Source organism: Pseudomonas sp. WS 5079 (genome assembly GCF_012985465.1).
Taxonomy (GTDB): domain Bacteria; phylum Pseudomonadota; class Gammaproteobacteria; order Pseudomonadales; family Pseudomonadaceae; genus Aquipseudomonas.
Genome location: NZ_JAAQWN010000009.1, coordinates 299,830 through 313,984, shown reverse-complemented (window position 1 = coordinate 313,984; position 14,155 = coordinate 299,830). Strand labels below are relative to the sequence as shown.

General features: G+C 63.0%; 13 protein-coding genes. 9 read left to right on the top strand and 4 right to left on the bottom strand.

Annotation, left to right across the window (positions count from 1 at the left end):
• A partial coding sequence (locus HBO05_RS29110; RefSeq protein ID WP_222932571.1) for a hypothetical protein occupies positions 1-203 on the bottom strand: 203 nt, incomplete at its 3' end.
• Between the two features lie 15 nt (positions 204-218).
• On the bottom strand, positions 219-2,081 hold the full coding sequence (locus tag HBO05_RS23805; protein ID WP_172314255.1) for a sigma-54-dependent Fis family transcriptional regulator: 1,863 nt from the start codon (positions 2,079-2,081) through the stop codon (positions 219-221).
• Between the two features lie 309 nt (positions 2,082-2,390).
• On the opposite strand from HBO05_RS23805, the gene HBO05_RS23800 reads away from it, so the two are divergent.
• From HBO05_RS23800 to HBO05_RS23790, 3 genes are read left to right on the top strand one after another with little or no spacing between them, the layout of a single operon-like run.
• On the top strand, positions 2,391-3,371 hold the full coding sequence (locus HBO05_RS23800; protein WP_057445001.1) for a thiamine pyrophosphate-dependent dehydrogenase E1 component subunit alpha: 981 nt from the start codon (positions 2,391-2,393) through the stop codon (positions 3,369-3,371).
• A 23-nt stretch (positions 3,372-3,394) separates the two neighbouring features.
• Positions 3,395-4,414, top strand: a complete 1,020-nt coding sequence (locus HBO05_RS23795; protein ID WP_169957330.1) for an alpha-ketoacid dehydrogenase subunit beta — start codon at positions 3,395-3,397, stop codon at positions 4,412-4,414.
• Positions 4,411-5,514, top strand: a complete 1,104-nt coding sequence (locus HBO05_RS23790) for an acetoin dehydrogenase dihydrolipoyllysine-residue acetyltransferase subunit (protein ID WP_172314253.1) — start codon at positions 4,411-4,413, stop codon at positions 5,512-5,514. Before HBO05_RS23795 ends, HBO05_RS23790 begins: the two co-directional genes overlap by 4 nt.
• A 114-nt stretch (positions 5,515-5,628) precedes the next feature.
• On the opposite strand, the gene HBO05_RS23785 is transcribed toward HBO05_RS23790, so the two are convergent.
• A complete protein-coding gene (locus tag HBO05_RS23785; RefSeq protein ID WP_172314251.1) occupies positions 5,629-6,525 on the bottom strand; it encodes a helix-turn-helix domain-containing protein in 897 nt (298 codons plus the stop codon).
• Positions 6,526-6,663: 138 nt separating this feature from the next.
• On the opposite strand from HBO05_RS23785, the gene HBO05_RS23780 reads away from it, so the two are divergent.
• The 4 genes from HBO05_RS23780 (at position 6,664) to HBO05_RS23765 (ending at position 11,876) form a co-directional block, all read left to right on the top strand.
• Complete coding sequence (locus HBO05_RS23780; RefSeq protein WP_169957335.1) at positions 6,664-8,022, top strand: glutamine synthetase family protein; 1,359 nt, start codon at positions 6,664-6,666, stop codon at positions 8,020-8,022.
• A 31-nt stretch (positions 8,023-8,053) separates the two neighbouring features.
• Entirely contained in the window at positions 8,054-9,142 is a 1,089-nt protein-coding gene (locus HBO05_RS23775; RefSeq protein WP_172314249.1) for a polyamine ABC transporter substrate-binding protein, read from the top strand.
• Entirely contained in the window at positions 9,139-10,434 is a 1,296-nt protein-coding gene (locus HBO05_RS23770; protein WP_172314247.1) for an FAD-binding oxidoreductase, read from the top strand. Before HBO05_RS23775 ends, HBO05_RS23770 begins: the two co-directional genes overlap by 4 nt.
• An 86-nt stretch (positions 10,435-10,520) precedes the next feature.
• Positions 10,521-11,876 carry an MATE family efflux transporter gene (locus HBO05_RS23765; protein WP_172314245.1) on the top strand — a complete coding sequence of 452 codons (1,356 nt, stop codon included), beginning with the start codon at positions 10,521-10,523 and terminating at the stop codon, positions 11,874-11,876.
• A gap of 19 nt (positions 11,877-11,895) precedes the next feature.
• On the opposite strand, the gene HBO05_RS23760 is transcribed toward HBO05_RS23765, so the two are convergent.
• Positions 11,896-12,501, bottom strand: a complete 606-nt coding sequence (locus HBO05_RS23760; protein ID WP_172314243.1) for a hypothetical protein — start codon at positions 12,499-12,501, stop codon at positions 11,896-11,898.
• 146 nt (positions 12,502-12,647) lie between these two features.
• On the opposite strand from HBO05_RS23760, the gene HBO05_RS23755 reads away from it, so the two are divergent.
• Together HBO05_RS23755 and HBO05_RS23750 are read left to right on the top strand one after the other, a co-directional pair.
• Positions 12,648-13,148 carry a sigma-70 family RNA polymerase sigma factor gene (locus tag HBO05_RS23755; protein WP_169957014.1) on the top strand — a complete coding sequence of 167 codons (501 nt, stop codon included), beginning with the start codon at positions 12,648-12,650 and terminating at the stop codon, positions 13,146-13,148.
• A gap of 32 nt (positions 13,149-13,180) precedes the next feature.
• Positions 13,181-14,149, top strand: coding sequence for a FecR family protein (locus HBO05_RS23750; RefSeq protein ID WP_170043233.1), 969 nt, complete (start codon positions 13,181-13,183; stop codon positions 14,147-14,149).
• The last annotated feature ends 6 nt before the right edge of the window (positions 14,150-14,155 follow it).

Here is a 14,155-nt window from a genome sequence, read left to right as displayed (position 1 = left end):
CCACCGCTATCGCTGGCAAGCCAGCTCCTACATTGGATCGTCGTACATTGAGTACCGTATGCATCCTGCGGTGGCAGTGAAATGCAATCCTCCAATCCCTGAGGATCAATGTAGGAGCTGTCGAGCCCCAGCGAGGCTGCGATGGCGGCGGCATTGCTGGGATTGATGCTGGCTGACCCACCGCTATCGCTGGCAAGCCACATTTGGATTGCATTGGGTCAGGGGTGTTTACCCGGCATATCAATGCCCAACTGCTTGACTCGGCGATACAGGGTCGCGCGGGAAATTCCCAGCGCCTGCGCCGCCGGCAATGGCTTCCAGCGATGGCGTACCAGGGCATCCAGTACCACTTGCCGCTCCGGGCTCATACTTTGCTCAAGTTCGAGCTCCAGCCGCTCACCACGCACCTCCACCGGCAAGTCCGCCAGTTGGATCGTGCCGCCTTCACACACCGCACAGGCATACGCCAGCACATGGCGCAGTTGCCGCACATTGCCCGGCCAGGCATAGCCCAGCAGCAACTCCAACGCAGCCTGGCCGATGCCGACCGTGACCCCGCTGCTGCGGGCCTCCTGTTCCAGCAGCCGGTTGATCAACGCCAGTTTGTCGGTGCGCTCGCGCAGGGGCGGCAGGGTGACGCGGGCGCAGCCCAGGCGAAAGTACAGGTCTTCACGGAAACGCCCGTTACTGACCAGGGTCGCCAGGTCGCGGTGGCTGGCGCAGATCACCTGGATATCCACCGCGCGGGTTTTTGCCGCGCCCAGCGGGGCCACTTCACCTTCGGCCATCACCCGCAGCAAGCGTGTTTGCAGGGCCAGGGGCATATCGCCGATTTCATCGAGAAATAGCGTGCCGCCGTGGGCCTGCTGCAACAGCCCGGTCATGCCCTTGCTGGACGCCCCGGTAAACGCGCCGGCGACATAGCCGAACAACTCGCTTTCGATCAGGTTCTCCGGGATCGCCGCACAGTTCACCGCCACGAATGGCCCGTCGCGGCGTGCGCTGCGGGCGTGCAGTTGGCGGGCGAAGACTTCCTTGCCGGCCCCGGTCTCACCCTGCACCAGCACCGGCAGGTTGCGATCCTTGACCCGCACGGCCAGGCGCAGGTGTTCTTCCACGCGTGGGTCGACCTGGGAGCTCGGCAGCGCCCGCGCCGGTTGGCGTCGCGGGGTGTTGACGCGCACTTGCAGCACCCCAGGTTCTCCCAGCCACTGCAGTTGCTGGACCGATTGATCGGTCACTGCGCGCAGGGCATCGAGGTCGAACACCTCGCCGATATGCACCGGCACCTGGCCAAAACGCCGGCGCAAGGCCTGGCGGGCCTTGCTGTTCAAGGCTTGCAGGCGCCCGTCGTGGTCCCAGGCCAGCAGCAGGTCGGGTTGGCTGTCGACATAACCCGGGGTGCTGTGGGCCTGAAGCACCCAGTGCTTGGCGGCGCTGTGCATGAAGAAGGCGTTTTCGATGGCCTGGGCGCTCTGCGCCACCATCTGCCGCACCAGGTGCTGGCTGCGACGGTCATCCGGGGATTGCAGCGCCGAGGCATCCATCACCCCCAGCAGGTTGCCCTGGGGGTCGAAGATCGGTGCGGCGGAGCAGGTCAGGTTGATAAAGGCGGCGCGGAAGTGGTCGCGTTTGTGCACCGTCACCGCTGCCTTGCTGGTCAGCACCGTGGCCACGCCGCAGGTGCCTTCTTCGGCTTCCGACCAGCAGGTGCCCAGGTACAGGCCGGCCTTGCGGCAGTCGCTGCGGATGGCCGCGTCTACGCGGTGGTCGATGGTCTGGCCCTGGGCGTCGGTGAGCATCACGCAGTAGTCGGCGTGGCGCACGCGGTGGTGCAGTTGGCTGACTTGCTCGCTGGCAATGCGCATGAACAGTTCGGCGCGCTCGCGGCATTCCTTGAGCAGCGGCTCGCTGAGGATCCGCGGGCCCTGCAGGGAACCGGGGTCCAGGTGGTGTTGTTCCATGGAGCGGCGCCATGAATCGAAAATCAGCGACGGCACCGGTGCCTGGGGCAGGCGGTCGGCATTGCGGACCACGCGACTGACGCAGTCGACGTGCTCTCTGGAGTTCGCGGCGAGCATAAGGCCTCCGGTTCTCGATCTTTGTTGTTATGCCCGCCATTAAGCGCCCGCGGGCGCAGGGGGACAAGGGCGGCCTGACCAACTGCCCGCCTTGAGACGCAACGTCTCATCCTGCCTTAGACGCAGCCTGCACGCTGCAATGCGCCGTCTCATTGTGCGGTGGCATCCCTCACCGGCACAACCGCACGGCACTGCTCTGGATCAAGGCTTTGCCAGGTTTTGCCGGGCCTTGGCACAGGCTGTGCTGAACAGGTTGCAACTGGCCGCAGCCAGCCTTTTGTGTGTCGAGACAACCTGGAGAACAACAAGATGTCCACTCACCTGTCCACCGATCAACTGCTGCATGCCTACACCGTGATGCGCACCATCCGTGATTTCGAAGAGCGCCTGCACGTGGAATTCGCCACCGGCGAGATCCCCGGTTTCGTGCACCTGTATGCCGGCCAGGAAGCCTGCGCCGCCGGAGTCATGGCCCATCTCAACGATGAAGATTGCATCGCCTCCAACCACCGTGGCCACGGCCATTGCATCGCCAAGGGCGTGGATGTGTTCGGCATGATGGCCGAGATCTACGGCAAGAAAACCGGGGTCTGCGGCGGGAAGGGCGGCTCCATGCACATTGCCGATCAGGAGAAGGGCATGCTCGGCGCCAACGGCATTGTCGGCGCCGGTGCACCGCTGGCGGCGGGCGCGGCCCTGGCATCCAAGCTCAAGGGCAGCCAGGGCGTGGCCGTGGCATTTTTTGGCGACGGCGGTTCCAACGAGGGCGCGGTGTTCGAGGCGATGAACCTGGCCGCGATCATGAAGCTGCCATGCCTGTTCGTCGCCGAGAACAACGGCTATGCCGAAGCTACCGGTTCCGGCTGGTCGGTGGCGTGCAAGGACATTGCCGAGCGCGCCGTAGGTTTTGGCATGCCGGGGGTGATTGTCGATGGCAATGATTTTTTTGCCGTCCACGCGGCGCTGGGCGTGGCGGTGGCGCGGGCGCGCCAGGGCGAGGGGCCGACCCTGGTCGAGGTCAAGTTGCACCGCTTCTACGGCCACTTTGAAGGCGATGCGCAAACCTATCGCGGCCGTGACGAGGTGAAAAACCTGCGCGAAACCCAGGATTGCCTGGCGCTGTTCCGCCAGCGCTGCAGCGCCGAAGGCTGGTTGCAGGCGGCGCAGTTCGAGCGCATCGACGCCGAAGTCGCGCAGTTGATCGACGACGCCGTGCGCCTGGCCAAGTCCGATCCCAAGCCCCAGGCCGCCGACCTGCTCAGCGATGTCTACGTCGCCTACCGCTCATAACAACAAGACCCGGAGAGAATTTCATGGCTCGTAAAATCAGTTATCAGCAGGCAATCAACGAAGCCCTGGCCCAGGAAATGCGCCGCGACCAGAGTGTCTTTATCATCGGCCAGGACGTGTCCGGCGGCACCGGCGCCCCTGGCGAGCAGGATGCCTGGGGCGGCGTACTGGGGGTGACCAAGGGCCTGTACCCGCAGTTCCCTGACCGCGTGCTGGATGCGCCGCTGTCCGAAGTCGGTTACGTGGGCATGGCCGTCGGCGCCGCCACCCGGGGCATGCGCCCGGTGTGCGAGTTGATGTTCGTCGACTTTATCGGCTGCTGCCTCGACCAGTTGCTCAACCAGGCCGCCAAGTTTCGCTACATGTTCGGCGGCAAGACCACCACGCCGTTGGTGGTACGCGCCATGTACGGCGCCGGCCTGCGCGCTGCGGCCCAGCATTCGCAGATGCTCACCTCGATGTGGACGCATATCCCGGGCTTGAAGGTGGTGTGCCCGGCCACGCCCTATGACGCCAAGGGCATGCTGATCCAGGCGATCCGCGACAACGACCCGGTGATTTTCCTCGAACACAAGATGCTCTACAGCCTGCAAGGCGAAGTGCCGGAGGAGCTGTACACCGTGCCCTTCGGCGAGGCCAACTTTGTGCGCGAAGGCAACGATGTGACCCTGGTGACCTACGGGCGCATGGTGCATATCGCCCTGGAGGCTGCGGCCAACCTGGCGCGCCAGGGTATCGACTGCGAAGTGCTGGACCTGCGCACCACCAGCCCGCTGGATGAAGACAGCATCCTCGAAAGCGTGGAGAAAACCGGGCGCCTGGTGGTGATCGACGAGTCCAACCCGCGCTGCTCCATCGCCACGGATATCAGCGCCCTGGTGGCCCAGCGCGGATTTTCCTGCCTGCGCGCGCCAATCGAGATGGTCACCGCGCCGCACACGCCGGTGCCGTTTTCCGATGCCCTGGAAGACCTGTACATCCCCGACGCGGCGAAGATCGAGGCCGCGGTGCGCAAGATCGCTGACAAGAGGACTGCGGCATGATCCATACCTTGACCATGCCCAAGTGGGGGCTGTCGATGACCGAAGGCCGGGTCGACGTCTGGCTCAAGCAGCCGGGCGACCGGATAGAGAAGGGCGAGGAAGTGCTCGACGTGGAGACCGACAAGATCTCCAGCAGTGTCGAGGCGCCGTTCAGTGGAGTGTTGCGCCGGGTTTTGGCCCTGAGCGACGAGACGTTGCCGGTCGGCGCATTGCTAGCGATTGTGGTGGAGGGCGAAGCCACCGACCCAGAGATTGATACGGTGATCGACCGCTTCAATGCCGGCTTTGTCTCCAGCAGCGCCGAGGCGCAGGCGTCGGGGCCGAGTGCGCAGAAAGTCGAGTTGGGCGGGCGCCTGCTGCGTTATCTCGACCTTGGCGAGGGCGGCATACCGCTGGTGCTGATCCACGGGTTTGGTGGCGACTTGAACAACTGGCTGTTCAACCATCCGGCCCTGGCTGCCGAGCGCCGGGTGATCGCCCTGGACCTGCCGGGACATGGCGAGTCGGGCAAGCACTTGCACAGTGGCGATGCCGAGGAGTTGAGCCTGGCGGTACTGGCGTTGCTCGATCACCTCAAGCTTGAACGCGTGCACCTCGCTGGGCATTCCATGGGCGGATTGGTTTCGTTGACGGTGGCGCGCCAGGCACCGCAGCGGGTTGCCTCGCTGGTATTGATCGCCAGCGCCGGCCTGGGTGCGGACATCAACGGTGACTACCTGCAAGGCTTCACCGAAGCCAACAACCGCAACGCGCTCAAGCCGCAACTGGTGCAACTGTTCAGCGACCCGGCGTTGGTCACGCGGCAGATGCTGGAGGACATGCTCAAGTTCAAGCGCCTGGAGGGTGTGGACCAGGCGTTGCGGCAACTCAATGCCAAGCTGTTTGATGGCGGTCGGCAGATGCTTGACCTGCGTGCAGTGGTGGGGCAGCAACCAAGCCTGGTGATCTGGGGCAGTGACGATGCGATCATTCCGGTGCGGCATGCCCAGGGGTTGCAGGCCCAGGTTGAGATCTTGCCGGGGCAGGGGCATATGGTGCAGTTGGAGGCGGCGGAGCAGGTGAATCAGTTGCTGAGCCTCTTCCTCAAATCTCCAGCCTGATAGCAATCAAATGTGGGAGCGGGCTTGCTCGCGAATACGGTGGGTCAGTCAGACATTCATTGCCTGACACACCGCTTTCGCGAGCAAGCCCGCTCCTACAGGGTTGAGCGTGTATCAACCATGACGCTTGAGGGTTTCGCTGGGCAGTTCCTTGAACAACGCGCGGTAGCTATTGGAAAACCGCCCCAGGTGCCAGAACGACCAGTTCATCGCGACCTGCGCCACGGTGGAACCCGCTGAGCTCAACAACTCGCGCCGCGCGCCGTTCAACCGGCGCAGGCGCAACCACTGCGCCGGGCTCATCCCGGTGTAGGTCTTGAAGCCCTGCTGCAACTGGCGCAGCGGCACGCCGGCGATCTGCGCCAGTTGCAGCAGGTTGACGGTTTCATCCGGCGCATCCGCCGCCCACGCGCCAATGCGCGCCATCAACCGGCGTTCTTCGCTGCGGCGCTGCAATGAGTGGCGGTCCAGGCACACGCAGGCGTTGTCGAGGATAAACAGGCAATCGTCGAGCAGTTGCCGGGTGAGGGCGTCGCGGCTGATCGGGTCGATCTCGCAGGACAAGCGCGTCAGGGTGCCACTGAGCCAGCGGCTGAACAACGCGTTCTGTTGGCAGGTCAACGGCGCCATGAACAGGCCTTCGAGCCTGGCCACATCCAGGCCATGGCGTTGCACGAACTGCGGGCCGAATACCACCGCCACTTCCCGGTAGTTTTCCGGGGTGATCCAGGTGTTGCGGCTTTCGCCATTGAGCAGGTACAGCGCGTTGTCGCTGCCGTCGAAACAGAAGGCCAGGGCGCCCGGCGGCGCGTTGAAGTGCTGCTCGACGCGGGTGTTCATGCACTCTTCGTACACCTGCACCCCCTGCAGGTCGAGGTAGCGGATCTGCCCGGCAAAATGCCCCGGGGACATCTGCTGGTACTGCTGCACCCAACCGGGTGTCGCACTGCATTGGGCGGCCACATCACCGGTGGTGAAGGCCTGTACGCGCAAAGCGGTTGCCTGTGTCATGGGTGATCCGTGCGCACTCTATTGGTGCGTTGTGGGTCGTGCAAAGTGGATAGATGCCTGGGTAAGGCTGGCCCAAGATAGACCTCAATGCGCCGCAAGTACAAGCCGGCGCAGCACCCAACCCATGCCGAGGTCTTTATGAATGCCCCTTTCGATCAGCTGTCCACCTGGCTGAAAGAACACAAGATTACCGAAGTCGAATGCGTGATCAGCGACCTGACGGGCATTGCCCGCGGCAAGATTGCGCCCACCAACAAGTTCTTGCATGAGCGTGGCATGCGCCTGCCGGAAAGTGTGTTGCTGCAAACGGTAACCGGGGATTTTGTCGACGACGACATCTACTACGACCTGCTGGACCCGGCCGATATCGACATGATCTGCCGCCCGGTGGCCAACGCCACCTACGTGGTGCCGTGGGCCATCGAACCCACCGCCATCGTGATCCACGACACCTTCGACAAGCAGGGCAACCCCATCGAGCTGTCGCCGCGCAATGTGCTGAAAAAAGTCCTGCAACTGTATACCGACCAGGGCTGGCAGCCGATTGTCGCGCCGGAAATGGAGTTTTACCTGACCCAGCGCTGCGAAGACCCGGACCTGCCGCTGAAAACCCCGGTGGGCCGTTCCGGGCGTGCCGAAACCGGGCGCCAGTCGTTCTCCATCGACGCGGCCAACGAGTTCGACCCGCTGTTTGAAGATGTCTATGACTGGTGCGAAGCCCAGGGCCTGGACCTTGACACGCTGATCCACGAAGACGGCCCGGCGCAGATGGAAATCAACTTCCGCCACGGCGACGCCCTCGACCTGGCCGACCAGATCACGGTGTTCAAGCGCACCCTGCGCGAAGCGGCGCTCAAGCACAATGTGGCCGCGACCTTCATGGCCAAACCGGTGGCCGACGAGCCGGGCAGCGCCATGCACCTGCACCAGAGCGTGGTGGAGATCGCCACGGGCAAGCCGGTGTTTGTCGATGCCGACGGGCAGAAGAGCCCGCTGTTCTTGCATCATATTGGCGGCCTGCAGAAATACATCCCGATGCTGCTGCCGATGTTCGCGCCCAACGTCAACTCGTTCCGCCGCTTCCTGCCCGACACCTCGGCCCCGGTCAACGTGGAGTGGGGCGAAGAAAACCGCACCGTCGGCCTGCGTGTACCGACCTCCAGCGCCGAGGCGATGCGCGTCGAAAACCGTCTGCCGGGGGCCGATGCCAACCCCTACCTGGCCATCGCCGCCAGCCTGTTGTGCGGCTACCTGGGGATGATCGAAAAGATCGAACCGAGCGCCCCGGTCGAAGGCCGCGCCTATGAGCGCCGCAACCTGCGCCTGCCGATCACCATCGAAGATGCCCTGGCGCGCATGGAGGCCTGCGATACGGTCAAGCAGTACCTGGGGGACAAGTTCGTGCGGGGCTATGTCGCGGTGAAACGTGCCGAACATGAAAACTTCAAGCGGGTGATCAGCTCCTGGGAGCGTGAGTTCCTGCTGCTGAGTGTCTGACTCCATCATCAACTATAAAAAAGGTGTCGATATGCGTCTCGTCAAACAGCTTCTCCCACTGGCCCTGGCTGCGGTGTTCAGCAGCGCCAGCCACGCCGCGCCGACGGTCAGTGTCTACAACTGGACCGATTACATCGGCGAGACCACCCTGGCCGACTTCCAGGCCAAGACGGGGATCAAGGTGGTCTACGACGTGTTCGACTCCAACGAAACCTTGGAGGGCAAGCTGCTGGCGGGGCGCACCGGGTATGACGTGGTGGTGCCGTCCAATCACTTTCTGGGGCGCCAGGTAAAGGCCGGCGCGTTCCTTGAATTGGACCGCGCGCAATTGCCCAACTACCCGAACCTGGACCCCAAGCTGCTCAAGCTGCTGGAGCAGAACGACCCCGGCAATGCCCATGCGGTGCCGTACCTGTGGGGCACCAATGGCATTGGCTATAACGTCGACAAGGTCAAGCAAGTGCTGGGCATCGACCACATTGATTCGTGGGCGGTGATGTTCGAGCCCGAGAACCTGAAGAAGCTGCAGCAATGCGGCGTGGCATTCCTGGACTCGGCGGATGAAGCATTCCCGGCGATCCTCAACTATATGGGCATGGACCCGCGCAGCGAGAAGGTCAGCGATTATGAAAAGGCCGAAGCCAAGTTGCTGACGCTGCGCCCATACATCACCTATTTCCATTCTTCCAAGTACATCTCGGACCTGGCCAACGGTGATATCTGTGTGGCCTTCGGTTACTCCGGCGATGTATTCCAGGCGGCCAACCGCGCCAAGGAAGCCAATAACGGCGTGAACATCGCCTATGCGATTCCCAAGGAGGGCAGCAACCTGTGGTTCGATTTGCTGGCGATTCCCGCAGACGCCAGCAACCCGCAACAGGCCCACGCGTTTATCAACGACTTGCTGGACCCCGAGGTGATTGCCAAGGTCAGTACCTACGTCGGCTACGCCAACCCCAACCTGGCGGCGAAGGCCTTCATGGCGCCGGAGTTGGTGAACAATCCCGAGGTGTACCCGCCCCAGGACGTGCTCGACAAACTGTACATTTCCACCACCCCCAGCCCCGCCATCATGCGTGTGATGACCCGGGCCTGGAGCAAAGTGAAGTCCAACCGATGAACCAGTCCCAAGACCATGCCCGTTCCTATTACCTGGCGTCCGCCAATGCCATGCCCGAGCGCGCGGCACTGGCTGCGGACCTGAGTGCCGATGTGTGTGTGATCGGCGGCGGCTTTACCGGCGTCAACACCGCCATCGAGCTGGCCCAGCGCGGCCTGTCGGTGATCCTCCTGGAAGCCCGGCGCATTGGCTGGGGTGCCAGCGGGCGCAATGGCGGGCAGTTGATCCGGGGTATTGGCCATGACGTTTCGGGTTTTACCCGGTACGTGGGCGAGGAGGGCGTGCGTTACCTGCAACGGGCCGGGATCGATTCGGTGGCCTTGGTGGGTGAGCGCATCCGTGAGCACGGGATCGACTGCGACCTGCGCTGGGGCTTTTGCGAGTTGGCCAACACGCCGGCGCAATTCGCCGCGTTCCAGGGCGAGCAGGACAGCCTGGCCGCCCAGGGTTACATGGCGCAAACCCGGCTGGTGGCGGCGCAGGACATGGCGCAGGTGGTCGGCTCAACCCTGTACGCCGGTGGTTTGGTGGACATGGGCTCGGGCCACTTGCATCCGCTGAACCTGGTGTTGGGCGAAGCCCGCGTGGCCGAGGCGCTGGGCGTGCGGATTTTCGAGCACAGCCCGGCGTTGCAACTGAGCCATGGCGACACCGTGCAGGTGCGCTGCGCCGGTGGCACCGTACGGGCCGGCAGCCTGGTGTTGGCGTGCAATGCACACCTCGACGAACTGGAGCCACGCCTGAGTGGCAAGGTGCTGCCGGCCGGCAGCTATATCATCGCCACCGAACCGTTGCCGGCTGCGCTTGCCGACGAGCTGATCCCGCAGAACCTGGCGCTGTGCGACCAGAAAGTCGGCCTGGACTACTACCGGCTTTCGGCGGACCGTCGGCTGTTGTTCGGCGGCGCCTGTCATTATTCGGGGCGTGATCCGGTGGATATCGCTGCGTATATGCGGCCGAAGATGCTCAAGGTATTCCCGCAACTGGCCAACACCGCCATCGACTTCCAATGGGGCGGCAAAATCGGGATTACCGCCAATCGTTTCCCCCAGGTTGGACGGTTGCAGCAGTACCCCAACGTGTTTTACGCCCAGGGTTATTCGGGGCATGGGCTCAATGTCACGCACTGGTGCGCGCGGTTGCTGGCCGAGGGGATCCACGCAGGTGTCAGCCAGGGCCTGGACACCTTTAGCCGGGTGCCGCACATGACCTTTCCCGGCGGCAAGGCTTTACGCTCGCCGTTACTGGCGCTGGGCATGTTGTGGTATCGGCTTCGGGAAATGCTGGGATAGGTGGGTAGCGGTTTAAAACACAGCAGGATCGGATCCAATACGCTATAACCCCTCGGTCGCTGTGTCATTCCGAGGCCCCGCTTTTCATGCAGAACCCTTTGCAACGCCCGCTGTGGCAGGTCTACCTGTTCTTTCTTGCGCCGATGGTGCTGTCCAACTTCCTCCAGAGTTTTTCCGGCACCCTCAACGGCATCTATGTCGGGCAGATGCTTGGCACCCAGGCGCTGGCGGCCGTGTCGGGGATGTTTCCCATCGTGTTCTTTTTTATCGCCCTGGTGATCGGCCTGGGGGCGGGCGCTTCGGTGCTGATCGGCCAGGCCTGGGGCGCGGGGGAAACGGCGCTGGTCAAAGTCATCACTGGCGCGACCCTGACTTTGGGCGCGTTGATCGGGATTCTCGCCGCCGTGCTCGGCAGCCTGTTCGCGCGCCCGGCCATGCAGGCATTGGGCACGCCGCTGGATGTGCTGGACGACGCCGTCGGCTATGCCCAGGTGATGATGCTGATCATGCCGCTGCTGCTGGTGTTCATCCTCTACACCCAACTGCTGCGGGGCGTGAGCGATACGGTGTCGCCGCTGCTGGCGCTGATGGTCTCGACGGTGGTTGGCCTGTTGCTGACCCCGGCCCTGATCCGCGGCTGGCTGGGGCTGGCGCCCATGGGCATCCAGAGCGCGGCCTATGCTGGCCTCGTGGCCAACGCCGTGGCCATGCTGTTTCTGGTGCTGCGCCTGCGTCATAAAAACCATGTGATGGCGCCGGATCGCGCATTGCTGGCGGCCTTGCGCCTGGACCGGGCGATCCTCGGTAAAGTCCTGCGCATCGGCCTGCCCACCGGCTTGCAGATGGTGGTGCTGTCGTTGTCGGAGCTGGTGATCCTGGCGCTGGTCAACGGCCACGGCTCCCAGGCCACGGCGGCGTATGGCGCGGTGACGCAGATCGTCAACTATGTGCAATTCCCGGCGCTGTCGATTGCCATCACCGCCTCGATCCTCGGCGCCCAGGCCATTGGCGCCGGGCGCCTGGAACGCATCGGGCCGATCCTGCGCACCGGCCTTGCCATCAACCTGTGCCTGACCGGGGGCCTGATCGTGCTGGGCTATGTGTTGTCCCACTGGCTACTGGGCCTGTTCATCACCGATGACCAGGCGCGGGTCCAGGCCGAACACCTGCTGCACATCATGCTCTGGAGCATTCTGGTGTTCGGCTTCCAGGCGGTGATTGGCGGCATCATGCGCGCCAGCGGCGTGGTGCTGATGCCGGTGGCGATCTCGATCTTCTGCGTGCTGGGTGTGGAGCTGCCGGTGGCGTACCTGCTTAATGCACACTTTGGCCTGGAAGGGGTGTGGATGGCGTTCCCGGTGACTTATCTGGTGATGTTGGGGTTGCAGACGGTTTATTACCGGTTGGTGTGGCGGCATAAGCAGATCAAGCGGTTGGTGTGAGAACCGTCGGTGTCTCAGGTCAGCCTTTGAGTGCTTCGTTCACCCTGTGCCACTTATTAAATCCAGGATCAACATCTGCCACTTCAAAGATAATCATGGGGGCCTTGGTTGAAGTGACTTTTCCGGTGGAGGGGGCCGAGTCGAGGCTTTCTCCTTGCGCATCCTGAATTTTTTTGGCTTCGACCGAGGAGAGGACTTGCGCTTTAGTGGCGCGTGCCGTGATTGCTTGAGCCATTTTTTTTTCGTAGATACTCTTCACGTTACTTGAGCTGAGGATGTAATACCTGGGGGCTGCTGCAGCGTTTTCTGAGGTTTGCGCAGGACTGATGGTGGCGGCAGGTTCAGGAAGATAGACGAACACCCACACAATATGAGATGCCGCTTGCAGTGCTTGCTTGCCAACAATCCAGGTCTCGATTGAGGCGGACTTGACTTCAACCCGTGCTGCCCTGTTACCGGTGGGCGAAAAAACAACGACATCAGCACTCTTGGCGTTTCCATAGGTAATCGACGCTTGAATATGATGACGGTACAGCTCTGAGGTTACGCCGAATTCGCCGGACATCTGGACGAATTGTTTATTCGACTTGGTTGTCTTTGGTTTATTTGTTTTCTTGGTGGTCATGGAGGCCTGCACCCGAGGAAAACTGGATAGTGGCACAGTGGCATGGTTATTGTCAGAAGCCATTATCAGGGAGGGCGACCGTCAGCAATTGCTCTGCTTAATAGGAAGCATTACTATTCACGCCCCGCCTACCCAGTGCATCCTCGATGACTCCTCAGCCGCCCCGCAGACCAGGCTTTTTCGCGTACTACGAGGAGTTGGTCGGGACCTGGACGCGTCGCTTGCGCAATCGCCAGCAGGCCGAGGACCTGGCCCACGATACATTCGTGCGGGTATTGGAGTCCAAGGCGGCGCTGGTCGAGCAGCCGCGTGCCTATTTGCACCAGACGGCGCGCAATATTGCGGTGGATGCCTATCGCCGTGCCGACCGGCGTGAAGCAATGGAGCTGCAAGGTCTTGACCAGAGTGCGCCGCCAAGTGGCGACCCGGAGCATTTCATGCATGCAGTGCAGTTGGCGGACTCCATCGAGCGGGCCCTGGCCGAATTGCCCCTCAATTGCCGCAAGATTTTCATTTGGCAAAAGGTCGAGGGCCTGACCCAACAGGAAATCGCCGAGCGCCTGGGGTTGTCTAAAAACATGGTGGAAAAGTATATGATCCGCACCCTGCGGCATCTGCGCGAGCGCCTGGACGCGCTGGCCCCATGACCAATGCCCGCTTTGAAACAGGATCTTCCATGATGGATACCCGTGAGTGTGCCTGTGGCAGCGCAGCGGTGCGTGACGAGGCGGCGCTGTGGTTCGTGCGTTTGCAGGATCAGCCCCTGAGCGATGCGGACCAGTGTCTTTTCGACACATGGTGTGGGGAGCATCCCGCGCACCAGTACGAATTCGAGGTGCTGCAAGGGCTGTGGAGCGCCGCCGACCTGCTGCCCAAGCGCCGTTTGCAGGCCCTGGTCGATACGCCTGTGCCGCGCAAGCGGCGTGGAGCAGTGCGCTATGCCATGGCGGCTAGTGTGCTGGCGGTGGCCGTGGGTCTTGGGCTGTTCAGCGGCCTGGATCATCCGGCGGTGTACGACGCGCAGTTCAGCACGGTGTTGGGTGAGCGTCGCCAAGTGGCGTTGCCCGACGGCTCGCTGATGGACCTCAACAGCCGCAGCGTGGTGGCGGTGCACTACGAAAAGGGCCGGCGTGGGATAGAGCTCAAGCAGGGCCAGGCGCTGTTCAGCGTCGAGCACGACACCAGCCGGCCTTTTGTGGTGCGGGCCGGGGCCGGGCAGGTGACGGTTACCGGCACGCGGTTTGATGTACGCCGCGACGATGACCAGACCCGCGTGGTGGTCGAGGCGGGAACGGTCAAGGTGCAAGGGCATGCCGCGCAGCCGGTGGTCACACTGACGGCGGGCCTGGGGACATCCATCGACAACCAGGGCGCGGTCGCGGCGGCCCGCCCGGTCAACGCCCAGGCACTGCTGGCCTGGCAGACCGGCAAGCTGGTGTTCAACGACGCCAGCCTGGCCGAGGTGGCGCGGGAAGTCTCGCGCTACCGCGAAAAACCCTTGCGGGTCAGCACCGCGGCCAGCGAGTTGCGCCTGACCAGCGTGTTCAAATCCAACGACACCGATGCCTTGCTCAAGGCCTTGCCGCACATCCTGCCGGTGGCTCTGCGCACGCTGCCGGACGGCAGCCAGGAAATAATTTCACGTTAGATTCAG

Coding starts and splice junctions, on each gene's coding strand:
- HBO05_RS23805 (WP_172314255.1), bottom strand. CDS start 2,081: ATGCTCGCCGCGAACTCCAGAGAGCACGTCGACTGCGTCAGTCGCGTG.
- HBO05_RS23800 (WP_057445001.1), top strand. CDS start 2,391: ATGTCCACTCACCTGTCCACCGATCAACTGCTGCATGCCTACACCGTG.
- HBO05_RS23795 (WP_169957330.1), top strand. CDS start 3,395: ATGGCTCGTAAAATCAGTTATCAGCAGGCAATCAACGAAGCCCTGGCC.
- HBO05_RS23790 (WP_172314253.1), top strand. CDS start 4,411: ATGATCCATACCTTGACCATGCCCAAGTGGGGGCTGTCGATGACCGAA.
- HBO05_RS23785 (WP_172314251.1), bottom strand. CDS start 6,525: ATGACACAGGCAACCGCTTTGCGCGTACAGGCCTTCACCACCGGTGAT.
- HBO05_RS23780 (WP_169957335.1), top strand. CDS start 6,664: ATGAATGCCCCTTTCGATCAGCTGTCCACCTGGCTGAAAGAACACAAG.
- HBO05_RS23775 (WP_172314249.1), top strand. CDS start 8,054: ATGCGTCTCGTCAAACAGCTTCTCCCACTGGCCCTGGCTGCGGTGTTC.
- HBO05_RS23770 (WP_172314247.1), top strand. CDS start 9,139: ATGAACCAGTCCCAAGACCATGCCCGTTCCTATTACCTGGCGTCCGCC.
- HBO05_RS23765 (WP_172314245.1), top strand. CDS start 10,521: ATGCAGAACCCTTTGCAACGCCCGCTGTGGCAGGTCTACCTGTTCTTT.
- HBO05_RS23760 (WP_172314243.1), bottom strand. CDS start 12,501: ATGACCACCAAGAAAACAAATAAACCAAAGACAACCAAGTCGAATAAA.
- HBO05_RS23755 (WP_169957014.1), top strand. CDS start 12,648: ATGACTCCTCAGCCGCCCCGCAGACCAGGCTTTTTCGCGTACTACGAG.
- HBO05_RS23750 (WP_170043233.1), top strand. CDS start 13,181: ATGGATACCCGTGAGTGTGCCTGTGGCAGCGCAGCGGTGCGTGACGAG.